The 20,443-nt window shown below is 58.7% G+C and carries 18 protein-coding genes; 6 read left to right on the forward strand and 12 right to left on the reverse strand.

The window, feature by feature from the left end; translation table 11 throughout:
* Nucleotides 1–174: 174 nt before the first annotated feature.
* Nucleotides 175–1,614 carry an aldehyde dehydrogenase family protein gene (locus MHM86_RS15360; protein WP_239201075.1) on the forward strand — a complete coding sequence of 480 codons (1,440 nt, stop codon included), beginning with the start codon at nucleotides 175–177 and terminating at the stop codon, nucleotides 1,612–1,614.
* Between the two features lie 80 nt (nucleotides 1,615–1,694).
* On the opposite strand, the gene MHM86_RS15365 is transcribed toward MHM86_RS15360, so the two are convergent.
* The 5 genes from MHM86_RS15365 to MHM86_RS15385 all read right to left on the reverse strand — a co-directional run bounded on the left by MHM86_RS15365 (nucleotide 1,695) and on the right by MHM86_RS15385 (nucleotide 5,492).
* Nucleotides 1,695–2,345, reverse strand: a complete 651-nt coding sequence (locus tag MHM86_RS15365) for an RluA family pseudouridine synthase (RefSeq protein WP_239201076.1) — start codon at nucleotides 2,343–2,345, stop codon at nucleotides 1,695–1,697.
* A gap of 36 nt (nucleotides 2,346–2,381) precedes the next feature.
* Complete coding sequence (gene rarD / locus MHM86_RS15370) at nucleotides 2,382–3,284, reverse strand: EamA family transporter RarD (RefSeq protein ID WP_239201079.1); 903 nt, start codon at nucleotides 3,282–3,284, stop codon at nucleotides 2,382–2,384.
* 91 nt (nucleotides 3,285–3,375) lie between these two features.
* On the reverse strand, nucleotides 3,376–3,654 hold the full coding sequence (locus MHM86_RS15375) for a GFA family protein (protein WP_370644192.1): 279 nt from the start codon (nucleotides 3,652–3,654) through the stop codon (nucleotides 3,376–3,378).
* A 120-nt stretch (nucleotides 3,655–3,774) separates the two neighbouring features.
* Nucleotides 3,775–4,236 carry a GAF domain-containing protein gene (locus MHM86_RS15380; protein WP_239201081.1) on the reverse strand — a complete coding sequence of 154 codons (462 nt, stop codon included), beginning with the start codon at nucleotides 4,234–4,236 and terminating at the stop codon, nucleotides 3,775–3,777.
* A gap of 83 nt (nucleotides 4,237–4,319) precedes the next feature.
* The gene (locus MHM86_RS15385) at nucleotides 4,320–5,492 is read right to left on the reverse strand and encodes an acetyl-CoA C-acyltransferase (RefSeq protein ID WP_239201083.1); all 1,173 of its coding nucleotides are present in this window, start codon (nucleotides 5,490–5,492) and stop codon (nucleotides 4,320–4,322) included.
* A 348-nt stretch (nucleotides 5,493–5,840) separates the two neighbouring features.
* Between MHM86_RS15385 and MHM86_RS15390 the strand changes: the two genes are divergently transcribed.
* The gene (locus MHM86_RS15390) at nucleotides 5,841–7,415 is read left to right on the forward strand and encodes a gamma-glutamyltransferase family protein (RefSeq protein ID WP_239201085.1); all 1,575 of its coding nucleotides are present in this window, start codon (nucleotides 5,841–5,843) and stop codon (nucleotides 7,413–7,415) included.
* Nucleotides 7,416–7,489: 74 nt separating this feature from the next.
* Here MHM86_RS15390 and hspQ read toward each other — a convergent pair whose 3' ends face one another.
* Nucleotides 7,490–7,816 carry a heat shock protein HspQ gene (gene hspQ / locus MHM86_RS15395; protein WP_058319219.1) on the reverse strand — a complete coding sequence of 109 codons (327 nt, stop codon included), beginning with the start codon at nucleotides 7,814–7,816 and terminating at the stop codon, nucleotides 7,490–7,492.
* Nucleotides 7,817–7,901: 85 nt separating this feature from the next.
* Here hspQ and MHM86_RS15400 point away from each other — a divergent pair, with 85 nt between their 5' ends.
* Both MHM86_RS15400 and MHM86_RS15405 read left to right on the forward strand, forming a co-directional pair.
* On the forward strand, nucleotides 7,902–8,783 hold the full coding sequence (locus MHM86_RS15400) for an AEC family transporter (protein ID WP_239201086.1): 882 nt from the start codon (nucleotides 7,902–7,904) through the stop codon (nucleotides 8,781–8,783).
* Between the two features lie 115 nt (nucleotides 8,784–8,898).
* Nucleotides 8,899–9,483: a lytic transglycosylase gene (locus MHM86_RS15405; RefSeq protein ID WP_239201087.1), complete on the forward strand. Its 585-nt coding sequence runs from the start codon at nucleotides 8,899–8,901 to the stop codon at nucleotides 9,481–9,483.
* A 95-nt stretch (nucleotides 9,484–9,578) separates the two neighbouring features.
* On the opposite strand, the gene MHM86_RS15410 is transcribed toward MHM86_RS15405, so the two are convergent.
* The 4 genes from MHM86_RS15410 to MHM86_RS15425 all read right to left on the reverse strand — a co-directional run bounded on the left by MHM86_RS15410 (nucleotide 9,579) and on the right by MHM86_RS15425 (nucleotide 16,109).
* Nucleotides 9,579–10,181: an outer membrane lipoprotein carrier protein LolA gene (locus MHM86_RS15410; protein WP_239201088.1), complete on the reverse strand. Its 603-nt coding sequence runs from the start codon at nucleotides 10,179–10,181 to the stop codon at nucleotides 9,579–9,581.
* 114 nt (nucleotides 10,182–10,295) lie between these two features.
* On the reverse strand, nucleotides 10,296–13,448 hold the full coding sequence (locus MHM86_RS15415) for a DNA translocase FtsK (RefSeq protein WP_239201089.1): 3,153 nt from the start codon (nucleotides 13,446–13,448) through the stop codon (nucleotides 10,296–10,298).
* 15 nt (nucleotides 13,449–13,463) lie between these two features.
* The gene (locus MHM86_RS15420) at nucleotides 13,464–14,639 is read right to left on the reverse strand and encodes an aminotransferase class I/II-fold pyridoxal phosphate-dependent enzyme (protein WP_239201090.1); all 1,176 of its coding nucleotides are present in this window, start codon (nucleotides 14,637–14,639) and stop codon (nucleotides 13,464–13,466) included.
* Nucleotides 14,640–14,774: 135 nt separating this feature from the next.
* Entirely contained in the window at nucleotides 14,775–16,109 is a 1,335-nt protein-coding gene (locus tag MHM86_RS15425) for an amidase (RefSeq protein ID WP_239201091.1), read from the reverse strand.
* Nucleotides 16,110–16,211: 102 nt separating this feature from the next.
* Here MHM86_RS15425 and MHM86_RS15430 point away from each other — a divergent pair, with 102 nt between their 5' ends.
* Together MHM86_RS15430 and MHM86_RS15435 are read left to right on the forward strand one after the other, a co-directional pair.
* Nucleotides 16,212–17,429 (forward strand): UbiH/UbiF/VisC/COQ6 family ubiquinone biosynthesis hydroxylase, encoded by a 1,218-nt coding sequence (locus tag MHM86_RS15430; protein ID WP_239201093.1) that lies wholly within the window; start codon nucleotides 16,212–16,214, stop codon nucleotides 17,427–17,429.
* A 204-nt stretch (nucleotides 17,430–17,633) separates the two neighbouring features.
* Nucleotides 17,634–18,176 carry a DUF2087 domain-containing protein gene (locus tag MHM86_RS15435; RefSeq protein ID WP_239201094.1) on the forward strand — a complete coding sequence of 181 codons (543 nt, stop codon included), beginning with the start codon at nucleotides 17,634–17,636 and terminating at the stop codon, nucleotides 18,174–18,176.
* Between the two features lie 113 nt (nucleotides 18,177–18,289).
* On the opposite strand, the gene MHM86_RS15440 is transcribed toward MHM86_RS15435, so the two are convergent.
* Nucleotides 18,290–19,096, reverse strand: coding sequence for a cytochrome c1 (locus MHM86_RS15440; RefSeq protein WP_239201095.1), 807 nt, complete (start codon nucleotides 19,094–19,096; stop codon nucleotides 18,290–18,292).
* 14 nt (nucleotides 19,097–19,110) lie between these two features.
* Nucleotides 19,111–20,433 carry a cytochrome b N-terminal domain-containing protein gene (locus MHM86_RS15445; RefSeq protein ID WP_239201096.1) on the reverse strand — a complete coding sequence of 441 codons (1,323 nt, stop codon included), beginning with the start codon at nucleotides 20,431–20,433 and terminating at the stop codon, nucleotides 19,111–19,113.
* Nucleotides 20,434–20,443: the final 10 nt, after the last annotated feature.

Consider the following 20,443-nt stretch of genomic DNA (forward strand, 5'->3'; position numbering starts at 1 on the left):
TTTCCCTTGACCTTCTGATAATTTGATCAAATTCTGTAAGTGACGTGACCACACGGTCTTGCGCGTGCTGAAAACGCCTGACACAGTGCGCGGGAATCTGGCTGGATTTCACCATACTTACGGTGGTCCTGCGCGAAAACAACCTACGCTTTAGCGTCTCATGGAGGTCATCTTATGATCGAGAAACGTCAGTTCTATATCAACGGCGCCTGGGTAAACCCGATTGAAGGCAAGGATCACAACGTCATTGATCCCTCCACCGAGGAGGCCTGCGCTGTTATCTCTATGGGCGGTGCTGCCGACGTAGATGCCGCAGTTGCTGCCGCCAAAGCCGCGTTCCCTGCGTGGATGAACACCCCAGTCGAAGAGCGTATCGCGCTGGTGGAGACATTCCTCGAGATTTACCAGCGCCGCAGCGACGAAATGGGCGCGGCGATTTCGCTGGAAATGGGTGCGCCGATTGATATGGCCAAAGCGTCGCAAGCGGGTGCTGGATCCTACCACGCCGCAAACTTCATCAAGGCGGCAAAGAACTTCGATTTCTTCAAACCGCTGGGGGCCCATGCCCCGAACGACCGTATCGCGATGGAAGCGGTCGGCGTCTGCGCCCTGATCACCCCGTGGAACTGGCCGATGAATCAGGTGGTGTTGAAAGTGATCGCCGCAGCGATCGCAGGCTGCACCATGGTTCTGAAGCCCTCTGAGGAAAGCCCGCTGAACGCCATGCTGTTCGCCGAGTTCATGGACGAAGCAGGTTTCCCCGCCGGTGTATTCAACCTGGTGAACGGCGACGGTGTTGGTGTTGGCACCGCGCTGACCGGACACAAAGACGTGGATATGGTGTCCTTCACCGGTTCCACCCGTGCTGGCATCGCCATTTCGCAGAACGCCGCGCTGACGCTGAAACGTGTGCATCTGGAACTGGGTGGCAAGGGCGCGAACCTGCTGTTTGCCGACGCGGATGAAAAGGCCGTGAAACGCAGCGTGCGCCGGATGATGGAAAACTCCGGCCAAAGTTGTAACGCCCCAAGCCGCATGATGGTGGAGCGCAGCATTTATGACCGCGTCGTCGATGAGGCGGCAGAGGTTGCCGGCAGCATTAAGGTGGCCAGCGCCCATGAGGCAGGCAACCACATCGGCCCCGTGGTGAATGAGGCCCAGTGGAACAAAATTCAGGGCCTGATCCAGCAAGGCATTGACGAAGGCGCCCGTGTCGTCGCCGGTGGTCTGGGCCGCCCGGAGGGCCTGAACAAAGGCTTCTTCGTTCGCCCGACGATCTTTGCCGATGTAACCAACGACATGACCATCGCACAGGAAGAAATCTTTGGCCCCGTGATGGCGATCATTCCCTTCGACACCGAAGAGGGCGCGGTAGAGATGGCCAATGACACCGTCTACGGCCTGACCAACTACATCCAGACGCAGGATGGTGAGCGCGCGAACCGCATTTCACGCCAGCTGCGCTCGGGCATGGTGGAAATCAACGGCAAAAGCCGCGGCGCTGGTGCACCCTTTGGCGGTATGAAACAATCCGGCAATGGTCGCGAAGGCGGCAGCTGGGGGATTGAGGACTTCCTCGAGGTGAAATCCATCGCCGGCTGGACTGAGGCGTAAGCCGTAGGTCAACGACACACAGGAAACCGGGCCGGAAACGTCCCGGTTTTTTTATTGGCAGTTAGTCCGAATTCTGAGAATCAAAACGGCGCTTTTGCCCTAAACGACATACCCTTCCCGCTTTCGGGATGGTTCACCCGCAACTCTTCGGAATGCAGCATCAGGCGGGGATGCTCCGCGGCCTCCCCTGTGGCGTAAAGCGGATCACCAAGGATCACATGCCCTAGCGACAGCATGTGAACGCGCAGCTGATGGCTGCGGCCCGTCTTCGGCGTCAGCCGCACGCGGGTCTCAGCATCTGATGCTTTCAGCACCCGCCACAGTGTCACGGCCTCTTTGCCCGTTTCATGGCACACCATCTGGCGCGGGCGGTTGGGCCAGTCGACGATCAGCGGCAGATCAATGGTGCCTGTCTTCTCCTCGATCCGGCCATGAACCCGGGCGACATAGCTTTTCTTCGTCGTGCGCTTTTCAAACTGCATAGACAGATTGCGCTGTGCGTGTGGGGTGAGGCCAAAGATCATCACCCCAGAGGTGTCACGGTCCAGCCGGTGCACCAAAAGCGCCTGCGGAAACACCGCCTGCACACGACTCAGCAGGCAATCAGATAAATGTTCGCCACGCCCCGGCACAGACAAGAGGCCGGAGGGTTTGTTGACCACCACGATCTCATGATCCTCATGCAGGATCTCCAGCGGGTCATTCGGCGGGGCGTAGGGTGTGATTTCCATGGCCCGCTGATACGACGGCGCGCGCGTGCAGGCAAGTTAGCCGCGTGATTTGCGCAATCCCCGCACCATCGGCACCGTGTAGACCACCAGCGCGGCCCAGATCAGCGGGAAGGCGATCATCCGCGCCTGTCCCATGGGTTCGCCAAAGACGAACACAGCGACAAGGAAGATCATCGTCGGCGCAACATATTGCAGGATGCCGATGGTCGACAACTTCAGCAGTTTGGCACCGTTCGCATAAAGTAGAAGTGGAATGGCCGTCATTGGACCTAGCCCAATCAGCAATACCGTCGTGCCAGCACCGCTGGTGAAGTGGCCCTGACCCGTTGCCGCCAGATAGCCGAGAAAGCCGATGCCGAAGGGCAATAGAATAAGCACTTCCAGCAGGAAACCCTGATTGGGACCAATGGGCAGCGATTTCTTAAAGAAGGCGTAGAACCCCCACGTCACTGTCAGGCCGACGGCGGGCCACGGCAGGGTGCCCGCATCATACCACAGCACGCTAACGGCAGCAGCAGCCAGTGCAATGGCAATCCACTGGGTGCGGCTCAACCCCTCACCCAGCAGCACCGCGCCGATGGCGACAGAAAACAGCGGGTTGATATAATAGCCAAGTGCAGCATCAAGCGCCCGATCAGCAGAAATCGACCAAATGTAAATGCCCCAGTTAACCGAGATTAGCAGGGCGGTAACACAGGCCATGGCCAGCATGCGTGGCGCGCGCAGCGCAGCAATCAAATCCGCCGTACGCCGCCGGTAAAATAGCAGCGTCGCCGCAACAGGCACCGCCCAAACAACGCGGTGCGCCACCACCTCAATCGCTGGGATATGTTCCACCGCTTTCATATAGATCGGCAGAAAACCCCAAATGAAATAAGCACCAAAGGCATATAGCAGCCCCTGCGGGGTATCGACGTTCTGTGCTCGTTTGTCTGCCATGGGCTCTCTCCTCTTGGGTTCGCCCTATCGGTTGCATCAGCAAAAGGGAAGACCGCAGATTTGCGGTCTGAGCGACAGCCTCCCGTTCCTGTCAACGCTCCTGAATAAGGCCATCGTTTAACGGATAGTAATCGGCCTTTTCCGACACGAAGATATTGCGCCCCAATGCAACCCCGGTCGGCCCGTCAACTGATCCAAGAGCAAAGCTGATGAAATCAGGGTGCCCCACCCCAACCCAGAACAGGAATGATCCACAATCTGGACATATCCCTCGCTCTGCCTGCTCACTCAACCGCAGCCATTTGACCGGTCCGGTCATCTCAAAACTCGTTCGCGGCACATGGGCAGAGGCCCAGGCATGCCCCGACATCTTTCGACACTGACTGCAATGACAGACCGCCGCGCCCTTGGGTGTGGCGCGGCAGGTAAACTGAATCTGCCCGCAGGCGCAGCTGCCATTTAGCACATCTGTCATCTCATTCTCACAACATCAGCGCTTTGATACGGCAAAGCTGTGCTTGAGGATCAGCGCCAGTTGATCGGCGTCTTCCTGCGTGAAGGCATCGCGCAGATCACTGTCCAGATCAAAGACCCCGATCAGCTGCCCTGCACCGTTCCAAACTGGCAGCACCAGTTCTGATCGGGTGGAGGAAGCGCAGGCGATGTGGCCGGGGAACGCCTCTACATCAGGGACCAGCTGCACCTCGCCGGTGCGGGCCGCTGCACCGCAAACACCGCGGGCAAACGGAATCACCAAACAGCCATGGCCGCCCTGATAGGGTCCGATTTTCAGCAACTCTGGCTCGGTCACCCGGTAAAAGCCGGTCCAATTGAACCGATCGTCGCTATGGTGCACCTCGCAGGCGAGGGTGGCCATGATGGCCACTTCGTCTGTTTCGCCCTCAACCAAAGAGGCAATGGTTTTGGTCAGATCGTCGTAGTTAACGCGCATGTCTCTTCTCCTGACATATTCTGACGCAGGGGGCTGGGAATGTGGCGCCAAACTCCACAACCTTTCCTGCGTCAGGCAAGGTGTCAGTCCCGTTCGATTGCAATTGCGGTGCCTTCGCCACCGCCAATGCAGATCGCTGCGACACCGCGTTTCAGACCACGTTTTTCCATCGCATTCAACAGCGTCACCAGAATACGTGCGCCTGACGCGCCGATGGGGTGACCCAGCGCGCAGGCCCCGCCATTGACGTTCACCTTGTCACGCGCAATGCCGAGTTCCCGCATGAAGGCCATAGGCACCACAGCGAAGGCCTCATTCACCTCCCACAGGTCCACATCCTCAACCGACCACCCCAGACGATCGAGCAGTTTACGCGCCGCAGGTACCGGCGCGGTGGGGAAGAGCGAAGGCGCATGAGCATGGCTGGCGTGGCCCAGAATGCGGGCGCGAACCTGCAAGCCTTGCGCTGCTGCCGCCTCGGCCGAGGCTATGACCAACGCTGCCGCGCCATCCGAAATTGACGAGGCATTTGCCGCCGTCACCGTGCCGTCCTTGCGGAACGCAGGTTTTAATTGCGGGATCTTCTCGGGGCGTGCTTTGGCGGGCTGTTCATCCGCAGTGATGACCTGATCACCTTTGCGGGTTTTCAGGGTAACGGGCGTAATCTCCCCATCAAACGCACCCGCTTTTTCAGCCTCCAAAGCGTTGGAAAGCGAGCCAAGCGCATAAGCATCCTGTTCCTCACGGGTGAACTGGAACGCCTCGGCACAGTCTTCGGCGAAAGTGCCCATAAGGCGGCCCTTGTCATAGGCGTCTTCCAGACCATCAAGGAACATGTGATCCAGCATCTGCTGGTGGCCGATCCGCGCGCCCGCGCGCATCTTGGGCGCCAGATAGGGTGCGTTTGACATGCTCTCCATCCCGCCGGCAATCATCGTATCGGCGTGACCCAATGCAATCTGGTCAAAGGCCATCATCGCCGCCTTCATGCCCGATCCGCACATCTTGTTCAGCGTGGTGGCGGGCACCTCTTCGCCCAAACCACCGGCAAAACCTGCCTGACGCGCAGGCGCCTGCCCCTGACCTGCAGGTAAAACGCAGCCCATAAGCACCTCATCCACGGTGCCAGCACCTGCATCAGACAATGCCGCACGGATCGCTGCACCGCCAAGTGTTGCGGCCTCTACCCCGTCAAAGACGCCTTGAAAACCGCCCATAGGCGTGCGCGCAGCACCTGCGATAACCACTGATTTCATCTCTTGATCCTCCTCCACATCGGTTTGCACAGGTTCAGCAGACCGAATTTGATGCTATTGTGCATTAATTGAACGACTGTTCAAAACAAAAAACACCTGCAGGCGCGATCCGTAGAAACCACATAAAAATCCTAGCAAAATATGGCATGCTCCATCGACAATCACAAAATCGCCCCAATTCTCCCCAAAAACAGTCGTAAATCGCAGTCATAGTCAGGTCACTAGCTGATAAGCTTGCCTCGATGCCGTGACATCACAGCCCCCACCCAGTGCGCGGCATCGAGGAACTTTCCCTTTGATATCACGCAGTCCACCCCTAGGTTATTTTGATGAGCAAGGGATAACGAAATGCGTAATTTTCATCAGCCAGGCCGCTCGGCTGTTTATGCAAGCAATGGGATCTGCGCGACGTCGCACCCGCTGGCGGCACAGGCCGCCGTCGATATCCTACAACGGGGCGGCAACGCGATGGATGCGGCGATTGCGGGTGCGGTGCTATTGGGGATCTGCGAACCTCAGATGACGGGCATCGGTGGCGATCTATTTGCACTGTTTTCCCCTGCCGGATCAAATGACATCCTTGCCCTCAACGGATCGGGTCGTGCGCCACAGGCAGCCAGCGCCGGCGCGCTGCGTGACCGCGGACTGACCGCTGTACCATTGACCGGACCAGAGGCGGTGACCGTCCCCGGCGCCATAGACGCTTTCTGCACGCTCAGCGCAGATCACGGAAAAATGGGACTGGACACACTTCTCGCACCTGCCATTCGCTATGCGGACGAGGGCGTGCCGGTGGCCCCGCGCGTAGCCTTTGACTGGTCCGAAAGTGCCGCAATCCTGCAGGGGCATGGCCGCCAGCACTACCTGATCAATGGTGAGGTGCCACAGATTGGCCAATGCTTTGCCTCCCCCGCGCAGGCGGAGGTGTTGCGCCGCATCGCCCGCGATGGCCGCAGCGCATTCTATGAAGGTGAAGTGGCCGAGGATATGATCGCCTGCCTGCGAGATCGCGGCGGCGTGCATGAGGCGGCGGACTTTGCCTCCAACCGCTGTGATTACACCGATCCGGTCAGCGGCGATTACAACGGCGTTGATCTGGTCGAACATCCGCCGAACGGTCAGGGCGCTACAGCCAATCTGATGCTGAATATCCTCAAGCATTTTGACATTGCGGGAATGGATCCCTTCGGCTCTGCCCGTGCGCATATTGAAGCTGAAGCGGCGAAGTTGGCCTATGACGCGCGCAACCGCTTTATCGCGGATGTCGCGATGACTGATATGCTGGACCATATGCTGTCGCCGGACACGGCTGCAAAACTGGCCGCACTCATCGACCCCAAACGCGCCATGGCGGACCCCGCTGCCCTATCAGAGGCGGTCCATAAGGACACGATTTACATAACGGTGGTAGACCGCGACCGCATGGCGGTGTCGCTGATCTATTCAATCTTCCACGGGTTCGGATCCGGCATCGCGTCAGAGAAGTTTGGCATCCTGATGCAAAACCGCGGCGCGGGTTTCACCCTAGAGGAAGGCCACCCGAATGAGATGGCAGGTGGCAAGCGCCCGATGCACACCATCATTCCCGGCATGCTGCGCCAGAACGGCAAGGTGTTGATGCCTTTTGGCGTCATGGGCGGTGCCTATCAGCCGAACGGGCACGCGCGCTTCGTCTCTAACATGGTGGATTTCGGCATGGACCCGCAGGCCGCCATTGATGCCCCGCGCTGTTTTTCCGACGCTGGTATAATGAAAGTAGAGGATGGCTATAGCGATCAGGTGCGCCAAGAGCTGACCGATCTGGGCCATAAGGTGGAGGTGCCCAGGATCCCCATTGGCGGCGCGCAGGCGATCCGGATTGAAGATGACCTGCTGATCGGGGCCTCTGACGCGCGCAAAGATGGCTGTGCGCTGGGGTATTAACTTCATCACGCATCACAAACGAAAAGACCTCGGACGTAACTCCGGGGCCTTATGTTTTGCGGGCTTTGCAGCGCTTAGTTCAGCGAAAAGTGCAACGGGTAATGCCCGTCCTCAAACGGGCCGAAAAGGTCGGGAATATCCGGATGGCTGACCGGTTCGCCGGAATAGTCCGCAACAAGGTTCTGTTCAGACACATAGGCGACATAATAGCTCTGCTCGTTTTCAGCGAGCAGATGGTAGAACGGCTGTTCCTTGCGCGGGCGACTATCCTCCGGGATGGAACGATACCATTCCTCGGTATTGTTAAACTCGGGATCGACGTCAAAAACCACGCCGCGAAACGGGTGTTTTTTGTGACGGACAACCTGTCCCAAATGATATTTTGCACGTGATCGTAGCATCAGCTTGCAGCCCCCATACCTCAGAGATAGACCTTTCCGGGGGGGGTTGTCCATTGCTGGACGCCAAATTGGGAGGAAACAGTCTGTGAACCTTGTCCTGACAGTGCTGGAAATTACAGCGCCGGTGTTCCTGCTAGCGGCCATCGGATTTATCTGGATCAAGGCGGGGTTGGAGTTTCCGCTGCGCTTTGTCATCCAGCTGGCGATGAACCTTGCGATCCCTTGTCTGATCTTTACCGCCTTGATGAAAACCCAGATTGAACCGCAGGCACTTGCCGATCTGACGCTGGCGGCCATCGCAGCCTATGGGGCGATGACAGTGGCGGGATTCCTATTGGTTAAAGTGGCAAAACTGGACATACAAACCTACCTGCCGCCCGTTATTTTCGGCAACACCGGCAACCTTGGACTGCCCTTAGCGCTGTTTGCCTTTGGTGAGGTGGGGCTGAGTTACGCGGTGGTGGTCTTTGCTGTCATGGCGGTCTGGTCCTTTACCTTCGGTGTATGGTTGGTCGCAGGCGAAGGCGCCTTTGGCAAGGTGCTGCGCGAACCCTTGGTGGCAGCGACCCTGCTGGGCGGTTTGTTCCTGTGGCAGGGCTGGGAAACACCAGTGTTTCTGACCAACACGCTCGACCTGATCGGGCAAATGGCGATTCCGCTGATGCTGATCACGCTGGGCGTTGCCGTGGCACGGCTGTCCCCAGGGCAAATTGGACAGGCGGCGTGGATTTCAGCGGTGAAATACGTGCTGTGTTTTGGAATCGCTTGGGCAATTGCACAGGCATTCCAGCTGGATCCAGTGGCGGCAGCAGTGCTGATCATCCAGATCGCCACGCCTGTTGCAGTCTCCTCTTACCTGCTGGCGGAAAAATACGGCGCTGATTCTGGATCTGTCGCAGGTTTGGTGGTTGTGTCCACCGTGATGTCCATTGTTGCCCTGCCCTTAATGCTGGCCTTGCTGATCTAAGAGCAGCCCATTCCTGCGACATAAGCGGAATGTGATCCCCAGCCGCAACTGTGCCGTTTGCAGGCGCCTCAGTTTGCGTTAAGCTGATCCCAAAATAAAAGAGAGCACGAGGCAGATGAGCAGACTCCTTCGTCTAATGGTGCTGATGATGGTTTTGGCGTCCTGCGGCGGTGGCAACTACACAGCCCCGCGCAATCTGGACAATGCCTGTTCGATCCTCAGCCAACGACCGAAATTTGGCCGCGCTTTCCGCGCTGCAGAACGCCGTTGGGGTGTCCCTGTGCACGTGCAGATGGCCACCATCCACCAAGAAAGCAAATTCGTCGGCAACGCCCGCACCCCCTACCGCTATGTGCTGGGTGTGATCCCGATGGGGCGCGTCAGTTCCGCCTATGGCTATGGTCAGGCACTGGACGGCACATGGGCCGAATACCAACGCGCCACCCGCAGTTTTGGTGCACGGCGTGACAACATCTATGACGCCACCGATTTCATGGGCTGGTACATGAACAATTCGCGCGACCGCAACGGCATCGCGCTGAGCAACGCCAAACACCAATATCTGGCCTACCACGAAGGCCATACCGGCTATCGCCGCGGCACCTACAAACGGAAGAGCTGGCTGGTCCGCGTTTCCAACAACGTCGATGCCCGCGCCAAGATGTATCAGGCACAGCTGCGCACCTGTCCACGGCGGTAACACATTCCGCGCGGTCCAAACCGTTCAGAAAACAAAAGCCAGACCCGCATGCCTGCCGGTCTGGCTTTCTCTTTCTGAAAGGGTTCAGTCGTCGTTTAGCGACTACGACGTTCCTTCTCTGCGCGGATGCTAAACACACTGTTGCGCAGCGAAACAGAGCCATCAAGCTCCCCCAGCACAACAGTGGTCGCCGTGCCAACCTCATCGCGCACAACCCATTGGCGCAGCTGCACGGGATTGTCGGTAAAGACCAGCTCCAGCGTACCGTATTCAGGATGCTCTGGATCCTGCGCCAGAATAGAGGTGGACGTGCCATCGTGAGTATGGCCCACAACCATATTGGCCTTGGCCAAGTCTATGCTGCGATCAAGGATCAGTTTCAACGGTGTCTTGCTGAGGGGATAGGTTTCTGGCTGCGGGTTGCCGCGTGGGTCAAAAATCGCCACCGAGCGCGATTCCGCAAGCACCAGTGTTTCGTCCTGATCATATTCAAACCGGATCTTCCACGGGCGCTTCAGCTGTAGCTGACCGGTCATGATGGTGCCGTCATCGCTGATCTGAGTGAAGTTCGCCTGCGCGGTCTTCAACCCGTTCAGATACCCAGACAGACGTTCCAGCGGAATTTGATCCGCAAACGCAGGCAGCGCCGACAGACCAAGGGCAGCAATGGCTGCCAGAGACATAGAAAATCGTTTCATAACAATAAACCTAATCGCTTTCACATCCTGCAACAGGTGGGGATCCCTCACAAAGATGTCAAATGGCAAAAAGCGGCCCATGAATATGGACCGCTTTACCTATGTTTCACCGTGTCAGCCCACTTCGGGAACCAGAACCTCGCGTTTACCGACATGGTTAGCGGCAGAGACAACCCCCTCATCTTCCATCTGTTCTACCAATCGGGCGGCTTTATTATAACCAATCGCCAGTTTCCGCTGGATGTAGGAAGTGGAGCATTTCCGGTCCTTCGCCACAATCGCAACGGCCTGATCATAAAGGGCATCTTCACCGTTGGTATTGCCCCCCAGGCCCAGCACTGCGTCGATGTTATCGGCCTTCTCATCCTCTGGTCCATCGACCACACCACCGATGTAATCGGGGGGACCGTAAGATTTCAGATGGTTGACGATTTCCTCGACCTCCTCGTCACTGACAAAGGGACCGTGGCAACGGGTGATCTTCGCCCCGCCTGCCATATAAAGCATGTCGCCCATGCCCAAGAGCTGTTCCGCGCCCATTTCGCCAAGGATCGTCCGACTGTCCACTTTTGACGTCACCTGGAAAGAAATTCGGGTGGGGAAGTTCGCTTTAATCGTACCGGTAATCACGTCAACCGACGGACGCTGCGTAGCCATGATCAGGTGAATACCCGACGCACGCGCCATCTGCGCCAGACGTTGAATGCAGGCTTCGATTTCTTTGCCGGCTACCATCATCAGGTCGGCCATCTCATCCACGATGACGACGATGTAGGGCATTTTGACGGGGGTGATTTCCTCCGTCTCGAACACTGGCTCACCCGTCTCATCATCAAATCCGGTCTGTACGGTACGGCTGAAGGTTTCGCCTTTGGCCAACGCATCTTCTACGCGGCTGTTATAGCCGTCGATGTTCCGCACACCCATTTTGGACATCTTGCGATAGCGATCTTCCATCTCGCCCACGGTCCATTTCAGCGCCACAACCGCCTTTTTCGGATCGGTTACAACCGGCGACAGCAAATGCGGGATGCCATCGTAAACCGACAGTTCCAGCATTTTCGGGTCGATCATGATCAGACGGCATTCCTCTGGCGTCAGTTTATACAGCAAGCTGAGGATCATAGTATTGATCGCCACAGATTTACCGGACCCAGTGGTCCCTGCAATCAAAAGGTGGGGCATCTTGGACAGGTTGGCAACCACAGGATCACCGCCGATGTCCTTGCCCAGTGCCAGCGGCAGTTTCTGATTGCCGTCGCCAAAGTCACGCGCCGCAAGGATTTCACGCAGCACCACTTTTTCACGGTTTTCATTGGGCAGTTCAATGCCGATCACGCTGCGGCCGGGCACGGTGGACACACGCGCTGACAGGGCCGACATAGAGCGTGCGATGTCATCGGCCAAGCCGATCACACGGCTGGCTTTCAGACCGGGCGCGGGTTCCAATTCGTACATGGTGACAACGGGGCCAGGGCGCACGCTGACGATCTCACCCTTCACACCATAATCATCCAACACGTTTTCCAACATGCGAGCGTTTTCTTCCAGCGCCTCGTCACTCAGGTGGTGTCGCTGGATCGCCGCGGGATTAGCCAAGAGGCCGAGCGGCGGCAGCTCATAAGCGGGCGCTTTATCATCAAACTGCAAGCCCGGCTGCGCCTCCGCCTTTGCACGGGTAGAGGGCTGGATCGGCTTGCGATTGAGTGGCTGCACCACCTTGCGCGGCTCCGGCGTTGGGATCGCGTGCGGAGCTGCCGGTGAGGGCGAAACCGGCGCTGCAGGCTCTGGCGCGGCCATTTGCGGCGCCGCTTTCACAGGCTGTTCCACCACCTCACCGACGGAGGCCGCAATTTCAGCAATCGCCGATGGGATTTCCGAAGCGATCGGTGTTTCAACATAGGCGGGCTGCGGCGTCTCTGCCACCGGGGTGGCAGCGGGCGACCTTACCGCCCCGGCCGGCATGCCTTCATGCGGGACAGCTTCGGCAAAAATGTTCTGCGGCGCGGGATCGATATGTGGCGCGGCAACAGGCGGCGTCGCAGTTGAAGGTGTCGTAGGTGCAGACACCGGAGCAGCAAGGGGTGGTTCCACCCGTCCGCCAGCGGTCAGCGGCGGCTCAACCCGCAGGCCATGCGCCTGCTGTGTCTGAACCTGAGCCACTTGCATCTGCGGCTCGGTGTTCAGAACCAACGGATCTGGCCCGCGACCACGCCCCTTTGTCAGCGGCGCCACGGTTTCCACCTGCACCGCGGGATTCGAACGCACCCGCGATTTGATAGCGTCAGAAATTTTGGATTTGATACGGTCTTCGCCCGGCGCCTCAACATCGGGTGCCAGCCCCTGCGCAACCAGCTCAGGCATAGGCATCTCGACATTTTCCACCGGATCGGCGCGACGGATCAGGGTGGGCATGCGTTTCAACAGGCTGGGTTTCGCTTCAGGCTCCGGCACGGGTTCAGGCGCATAGTGCTGCGCGGCGACCTGTTCTTCGGTCATGAAGTCGAAGTCACCCTCATCAGTGACCTGCCATTCATCTTCTTCTGCCTGACGGACCCGCTCTGCACGGCGTTCGGCGCGGTTCGCTTGCATGGTCAACGCAGCGCCCAAGGCCCCTTTGGCCCCGCGGCCCAGCAGTGCCAACAGAACTGCATAGGTCAGAACCAGCCCCACCATCAGGAAACGGCCTGCACGCTTCACCTCTGGTAAAGTGAAGCCAAGAACAAAAATCGCCAGCGCAATCATTGCCGCTGCACTCAGCAGCGACATCAGCTTCAGCGCAAATCCCATAGAAAACGGCACAACGGTCAGCACAAAGCCAAGGATCGCATCACCAAACCGACCACCAAGGCCATAGCCCATGGTCCAGCCCTCACCGGGCGACAGCGTCGCCGCGTAGACAGAAGCAACGGCAATCAGAATCGGCAAGAATATCAGGCGCCCCAGCGCCCGATCCAACCCATGGTGCATCATCAGGCGCGCACCCCAAGCCAGAATGGTCAGCGGCAACACCCAAGCGCCATTGCCCAGAATCACCGACAACAACGCCGAGATGGACGCCCCCGGTCGACCCAGCCAGTTTTGCACCGGCGCATCCGTGGCCGACAGGAACGACGGATCCTCTGGCACATGTGAATAAATCATCGCCACAAAGATCAGCCCGATCAGTATCAATCCGATCCCGATCAATTCCTTGCCGCGCTTTTCCAGTGCGGCCTGCATGTCGCTGCCAAATAGGGGATCGCGTCCGCGTGCCTGATATGCCATCGCTGCCCTCTTTCCTTACTGGTAGAGTGTGTGGCGCAGCGCCGTCAGCGCCTGTTCCACATCGTTGTTGGGGTGGACGAGTGCCACCCGAATATAACCTTTGCCCGGATTAAAACCGTTCACATCCCGTGCCAGATAGGCACCGGGCAAAACGCGCACCCCGGTTTCTTTCCACAGTTTCAGCGCCGCCTCTTCGCCGTCCTCAACCGGCAACCACAAGAAGAACCCCGCTTCCGGGCTGAGGTATCCGGGCAGGTCGCCAAGAATGCGATCCGCGATGTCGAACTTCTGCTGATAGAGCGTGCGGTTTTCCACCACATGCGCCTCGTCCGCCCAAACTTTCGCTGCTGCGGCCTGCAAAGGCAGCGGCAAGGGTGCACCGGAATAGGCGCGCAACTGGCGGATGCGCTGTATGCTATCAGGCCCACCGGCAACGAATCCGGATCGCAGACCAGGCAGGTTTGAGCGTTTGGACAGCGAATGGAAAATCACCACCCGCTCGGGATCTGCGCCCACCTCTTTCGCAACCTGCAAGGCCCCTACGGGAGGTGTGTTTCGGTAAATCTCAGAATAACATTCATCCGCGAAGATGCGGAAATCATACTGTTCGGCCAATTTGATCAGCTGCACCCAATAGTCACGGCTGGCTACAGCGCCTTGCGGATTAGCAGGCGAGCAGATGTAGGCCGCTGCCACGCGATTCAGCACCTCGGACGGCAGGCTGGTGTAATCAGGCAGATGACCGGTTTCAGCCGTGGCGGGCACCATCATCGGTTCTGCGCCCACGGAAATCGCGCCGATCATATAAACCTGATAGAAGGGATTCGGCAGCAGGACCACAGGCTGACCGCCGCCCTTCTGTTCCGGCACCAGCGCCATACAGGCGTTATAAAGCCCCTCGCGCGTGCCATTCAGCGCCATGATCTGATCATCGCCAAGGCCAACGCCATAGCGCCGCTGCACCCAGTCGCGAATTGCGCCCAGCAGGTCCGGCGTGCCGTCATTGGCGGGGTATTTACCAAAACCTTCGACGTTTTCAGCAATCACATCCCCAACCCACGCTGGAAACGCGTGTTTGGGTTCGCCGATCGTCATATGCATCACCGCACCACCCGGCTCATGCACATCAAGCAGAGCACGCAGACGCGGGAATGCATAAGCGGGAAGGTTAGAAAACCGCTCAGGAAACATCAGATTTTGCCTCAATATATCGGGATCATTCACGCCCCGTTTGGTCTGAGACTAGCGAAAATGCCCCGCGCCGTCCAGTTCCCTTACCTGAACGGGGGGGCTGATGTGACCTTTTTGACGAAGGGACGCGGGCGTTCACGTCGCGTTCAGCACCGCCTCTGCCGCCGCTGCGATGCGCAGTAGGCGCTCTTCTTGATGGGGCAATCCGTTCAACAGGATGCCACAACTGGGCGTACCCGTGGGGAGGGTGACACCACAGTTGCCCATCAGGTTGCCTACCCGCGTGTTTTGCAGCGCCAACAGGTTTTCTGTGACGTAATACTGATCGTCCTGCATCAGCCGTTCGGCATTGGGCGGCAGAATCGGCGCCGTCGGACACAGAACGGCGTCAAAACCCGCAACCCGTTCATACCAGCGCGCCCGCAGACCGCGCAGTTTACGCCAAGCCGCCACATAATCCGCCGCACTGACGTCCCGCCCGCCACGGAAGCGTTCAAGAATGCGATCAAACATCAGATCAGGCTGTGCCTCGATCACATCGCGCCAGATGCCATAGGCCTCGCCCGTATAAAGGGGCCCAGTTAGCGCCATCGCCTCGGCTACCTCTGGCGCATCAATCTTCACAGCCTCGGCGCCAGCTTCGGCCAGTTTTTCGACCGCTGCATTAAACGCCTGCATGGGCGCGTCACGTGTATCCTCAAGCACCACGGTTTGCAGCACCGCAAACCGACGCCCCTTCAGGGTCGCGCTACGCAAATCGGCAAAGCGCCCCCCTTCCAGCACCGCCAGCATCAACGCCGCATCCTCAACCGAACGGCCAAGCGGCCCGATGGTGTCAAACTGCGCGCAAAGTTCGACCACCCCATCCAGCGCAATGCGACCCGATGTGGTCTTGAGGCCTACCAGATCATTCCACGCCGCAGGGATCCGCACGGATCCGCCAGTATCCGACCCGATCCCACACGCCGCCAGACCAAAGGCGACAGAGGTCGCAGCACCGGAGGAAGATCCGCCCGACACAGCGTCGTGATCATTCACGCAGGGCGGCGTTGCGGTCATGGGGTTGAGGCCAAGACCGGAAAAGGCAAGTTCGCTCATATGTGTTTTGCCCAGACAGACCATCCCCTGCGCGGTCGCGTTGGCCAGTACGGGCGCATCGCTGGCAGGCACGCGGCCTTTCAGCAAAGTAGACCCCGCCTCCGTCGCGACGCCTGCCGAATCAAACAGGTCTTTCCACGAAATGGGCACCCCATCCAAAGGGGACAGGCGCTGCCCGGCCCGCGCACGTTTCGCCGCCGCCTCCGCCTCGGCCAAGGCACGATCTGCGGTCACACGGGCATAGATGCGATCAGCGAATGGATGCGCGGTGATAGCGTCCAGATAGGTCCGCGTCAGGACCACTGGATCAATCTGACCCGCCGCAATGCCCCGCCCCAAATCTGCGGCACTGGATTTCAACCACTCCTGCATTGCACACCCTCCGAATTTGCATTGTCCCAAAATCGCATTTTCAGGACCGTAGCGACCACGGGGCGCATGGACAATCCCGTGAACCCACGCATATTGAAGGGCATGAAACATAACAGCGATATTGTGATCATTGGCGGCGGACTGAACGGTCCGGCTCAGGCTCTGGCCCTAGCGAACGCGGGCTTCACCGTCACGGTGATCGACGCCTTGGCTCGCAGCGTGCAGCAATCGGATAACTTTGATGGTCGTTCCTACGCGCTGGCGCTAGGCTCACAGCGGCTCTTGGCGGGTATCGGCATCTGGGATCAGGTGGCTGACAACGCACAGGCGATGCGCGACATCAAAGTCACCGACGGGCGCGCTGGTGAAGGCCCGCTCAGCCCGTTTTTCCTGCATTTTGACCACACAGAGCTGGAAGAAGGCCCAATGGGCTACATGCTGGAGGATCGCTACCTGCGGCGCGCGCTGTCCGATGCGATGCAGGCCACGGACCAGATCACCGTAATGGATGGTACCACTGTTGTGGCCCAAGAGGCAGATACGCAGGGCGTCACCCTGACGCTGGACACTGGTGAGACCGTCACGGCTAAGCTGCTAATCGGTGCCGACGGACGCAAATCCGGCACGGCTAAGCGCGCAGGGATCAAGCGCACCGGCTGGGACTACGGCCAGACCGCACTTGTCTGCGCCATTTCCCATGAACTGCCGAACGACGGCATCGCGCATCAGTTCTTCATGCCGCCGGGGCCACTTGCGATCCTACCGCTGCCGGGCAATCTGTCGTCGATCGTCTGGTCCGAAACCCACGACAACGCCGCCGCGATCCATGCCCTGAGTGACGAAGAGTATATGCAGGTTCTGCGCCCACGGTTTGGCGATTTTCTGGGTCGGATCGAACTGGCCGGCAAACGCTTTACCTACCCGCTGAACCTGACACTGGCAGATCAAATCACCGGCGACCGCATGGCGCTGATCGGGGATGCGGCACATGGGATGCACCCAATTGCAGGTCAGGGCCTGAACGCTGGCCTGCGCGACATCGGGGCCCTGACACAAGTGCTGATCGAGGCCCGTCAACGCGGTGAAGATTTCGCCAGCGAGTTGGTTCTGGACCGCTACAGCGAATGGCGCCGTTTTGACACCGCATCACTGGCGCTGACCACCGATTTAACGAACAAACTATTTTCCAACGACAATCCGCTACTGCGCCTTGCCCGCGATCTGGGAATGGGTGCTATCAACGCCGTGCCCGGTCTGCGCCGCAGCTTCATGCGCGAGGCCGCAGGGCTGACAGGCGATCTGCCGGATCTGATGCGCTAAAAGGCATCACGTTTCTACTGGCACCGTGGCGCTGGCCTTGCTAGGCTGGTGTCACGGTCGGCAGACACCGAGGCGTCGCTGCCCCCACACGGGGGTGCTAAACCTGCCACACCACCAGACACCTTGCCATCGTTTCATGAACAAAGGGCGCGGTTCGTCAAGTCAGCGACCAACGGATGTGCAAACGCCCTGTTTGGAAACACGATGACAAAATCCCCTCTCCCCCTGACGGTGGAGGATCTGACCCCCTTCACCCGCGCCTTGGCCAAAGAATTGGGTACAAGCGCGCCAGCTCACCTCAGCCTGATGAACATGCTGGCCCGCGCAGCCGGATTTCAAAACGTGCAGCACATGCGCGCCGCTCATGCCGCACATAAACGGTTGGAGCGACCGCAGGCCGCAATCCAACCCGACAGCCGAACTGTTGAACGTTGCCTGCACCAGTTTGATGAGGCTGGACGGCTGATCCAATGGCCTGCCAAACGCGCCATCCAGACGCTGGCGCTTTGGGCTCTGTGGGCGCGACTGCCAGCAGACACACAGATGGACGAGAAAACCATCAATACCCACCTCAACGCGGCGCATCTGTTCAACGACCCTGCCACCCTGCGGCGCACGATGATTTCCTGCACCCTGCTGACCCGCAAACGTGATGGCAGTGGCTACCGGCGGATTGAGCGGGTTCCGCCTGTTGAGGCCAAAGCGTTGATTACAGCCCTTCGCACACGCGTGACTGCGGCAAGCTGAAAAGCGCAGCATCCACGCTTTGGCAGGATCGCAAAATACTCGTTGCACAACGTCCACAAAAAAGCCCCGCCGATCTAGGCGGGGCTTCTTTAATTCTCAAAACCCTAAAAGGATCAGGCCTCTTTCGCGGCTTCCTTGGCTGCGCGTTTGACCGGTGCCCAGAGGCGTTTGTTGGTCAGGTACAGCAGGACCGACAGAATGGTCAGGAACAGAACCGCGACAAAACCGGCGTGTTGACGGTCCATCATCTTGGGCTCTGCGGCCCACATAAGAAAGGCCGAGACGTCTTCTGCTTCGTGGTGCAGGCTGGTGGAGTGACCATCAGCATACTCTACATCCTCACCCGCCAGCGGCGGGGCCATCGAAATCCAGCCACCCGGGAAGGCGGTGTTTTCGTAGAAAGTGGTACCGGCCTGCTCTTTTTCCTTGCCGGTGTAACCGGTCAGGATCGAGTAGATGTATTCCGAACCACCCATGCCGCGGACCAACTGATTGATACCGGTGCCCTCAGGGCCGTGGAAGCCGGCACGCGCCTTCGCCATCAGGCTCAGGTCAGGTGCAGTTTCCAGACCGGACTCGGGGAACTTGTCAGCCGGGGTCCGGGGACGGTCATCATCCAGATCAGCGTCGTAGATCGACATTTCAGCGGCGTAAGCACGCACCTGATCTTCGGGCAGCTGCGGGCCACCTTCGTCCGCGAGGGTACGGATCGGTACATACTTCAGCCCGTGACAGGCCGAACACACCTCAGTGTAGACCTGCAGACCGCGTTGCAGCTGCATCTGGTCAAACTTACCGAAGGGGCCTTCATAGGAGAAGGCGATGTCTTCGATATGCTGTTCACCACCACCGGCAGCCAGCGCACCACCCGCCGAGAGGGTCAGGGCCGCAACTGCGGAGATCGCAATTTTCTTAAGCATTATCCTGTTTCCTCTTACTTGGCGGCTTTGGCCGATTTGGCCACTTTGGCTTTGAAGTCGTCTTCGATCGTCGCCGGCGCTTCGGTCGGCTTTTCGATCACACCCAACAGGGGCAGAACGACCAGGAAGTAGGCGAACCAGTAGGTTGCACCGATCAGCGAGATGGTCGAGTACGGCGGTTCAGCAGGCATTGCACCGGCCCACATCAGAACGATGAAGTCCAGAATCAGCAGGCGGTACCACCATTTGAACATCGGACGGTTCTGACCCGAACGCACGCGCGAAGTGTCCAGCCACGGGGCCAGCGCCATCACTGCGATTGCGCCGAACATGGCCAGTACGCCGAAGAATTTGGCATCGATGATGCCACCGGTAATCCAGCCTGCAAACATCACCACCCATACTTCGGAATCAAACGCACGCAGGATCGCGTAGAACGGCAGGAAGTACCATTCAGGAACGATGTGTGCAGGCGTCGCCAGCGGGTTTGCTTCGATGTAGTTGTCGGGGTGGCCGAGGTAGTTGGGCATAAAGCCAACAATCGCAAAGAAGACCAGCAGAACCAGCGCCAGCGCGAACAGATCTTTGATCACGAAGTAGGGCCAGAACGGCAGGGTGTCTTTTTCAGCTTCTTCTTTGGAGCCGCGACGTACTTCGACGCCGGTCGGGTTGTTGTTGCCGGTGTGGTGGAACGCCCAGATGTGAACAATCACCAGGCCTGCAATCACGAACGGCAGCAGGTAGTGCAGCGAGAAGAAGCGGTTCAGCGTGGCGTTATCAACGGCCGGGCCGCCCAGCAGCCAGGTCTGGATCGGTTCGCCAACAAAGGGAATCGCGCCAAACAGGCCGGTGATTACGGTCGCGCCCCAGAAAGACATCTGACCCCAAGGCAGAACGTAGCCCATGAACGCGGTGCCCATCATCATCAGGTAGATGAGCATACCGATGATCCACGTGATTTCGCGGGGTGCCTTGTAGGACCCGTAGAACAGGCCACGGAAGATGTGGATGTACACGGCAACAAAGAACAGCGAGGCGCCGTTCATGTGGATATAGCGGATCATGTGACCGCCGTTCACGTCGCGCATGATGTGTTCAACCGACGCAAAGGCGTAGTCCACATGCGGGGTGTAGTGCATCACCATGACAATGCCGGTGGCGATCATCAGCGCCAGGCAGAATGCCAGTACGATGCCCCAGATCCACCACCAGTTCAGGTTCTTCGGGGTGGGGATCATCAGAGTGTCATAAACCAGCCCAACGATGGGCAGACGGGTGTGGACCCATTTTTCGAAACCGGTTTTCGGCTCGTAATGGTCGTGGGGAATTCCGGACATACCTACGCTC

It is taken from the genome of Thalassobius sp. Cn5-15, from assembly GCF_022347685.1.
In the GTDB taxonomy this organism is placed as follows: Bacteria; Pseudomonadota; Alphaproteobacteria; order Rhodobacterales; family Rhodobacteraceae; genus Thalassobius.

Coding starts and splice junctions, on each gene's coding strand:
- MHM86_RS15390 (WP_239201085.1), top strand. CDS start 5,841: ATGCGTAATTTTCATCAGCCAGGCCGCTCGGCTGTTTATGCAAGCAAT.
- MHM86_RS15430 (WP_239201093.1), top strand. CDS start 16,212: ATGAAACATAACAGCGATATTGTGATCATTGGCGGCGGACTGAACGGT.
- MHM86_RS15365 (WP_239201076.1), bottom strand. CDS start 2,345: ATGGAAATCACACCCTACGCCCCGCCGAATGACCCGCTGGAGATCCTG.
- MHM86_RS15360 (WP_239201075.1), top strand. CDS start 175: ATGATCGAGAAACGTCAGTTCTATATCAACGGCGCCTGGGTAAACCCG.
- hspQ (WP_058319219.1), bottom strand. CDS start 7,816: ATGCTACGATCACGTGCAAAATATCATTTGGGACAGGTTGTCCGTCAC.
- MHM86_RS15415 (WP_239201089.1), bottom strand. CDS start 13,448: ATGGCATATCAGGCACGCGGACGCGATCCCCTATTTGGCAGCGACATG.
- MHM86_RS15410 (WP_239201088.1), bottom strand. CDS start 10,181: ATGAAACGATTTTCTATGTCTCTGGCAGCCATTGCTGCCCTTGGTCTG.
- MHM86_RS15405 (WP_239201087.1), top strand. CDS start 8,899: ATGAGCAGACTCCTTCGTCTAATGGTGCTGATGATGGTTTTGGCGTCC.
- MHM86_RS15420 (WP_239201090.1), bottom strand. CDS start 14,639: ATGTTTCCTGAGCGGTTTTCTAACCTTCCCGCTTATGCATTCCCGCGT.
- MHM86_RS15445 (WP_239201096.1), bottom strand. CDS start 20,433: ATGTCCGGAATTCCCCACGACCATTACGAGCCGAAAACCGGTTTCGAA.
- MHM86_RS15380 (WP_239201081.1), bottom strand. CDS start 4,236: ATGCGCGTTAACTACGACGATCTGACCAAAACCATTGCCTCTTTGGTT.
- MHM86_RS15375 (WP_370644192.1), bottom strand. CDS start 3,654: ATGTCGGGGCATGCCTGGGCCTCTGCCCATGTGCCGCGAACGAGTTTT.
- rarD (WP_239201079.1), bottom strand. CDS start 3,284: ATGGCAGACAAACGAGCACAGAACGTCGATACCCCGCAGGGGCTGCTA.
- MHM86_RS15440 (WP_239201095.1), bottom strand. CDS start 19,096: ATGCTTAAGAAAATTGCGATCTCCGCAGTTGCGGCCCTGACCCTCTCG.
- MHM86_RS15435 (WP_239201094.1), top strand. CDS start 17,634: ATGACAAAATCCCCTCTCCCCCTGACGGTGGAGGATCTGACCCCCTTC.
- MHM86_RS15385 (WP_239201083.1), bottom strand. CDS start 5,492: ATGAAATCAGTGGTTATCGCAGGTGCTGCGCGCACGCCTATGGGCGGT.
- MHM86_RS15425 (WP_239201091.1), bottom strand. CDS start 16,109: ATGCAGGAGTGGTTGAAATCCAGTGCCGCAGATTTGGGGCGGGGCATT.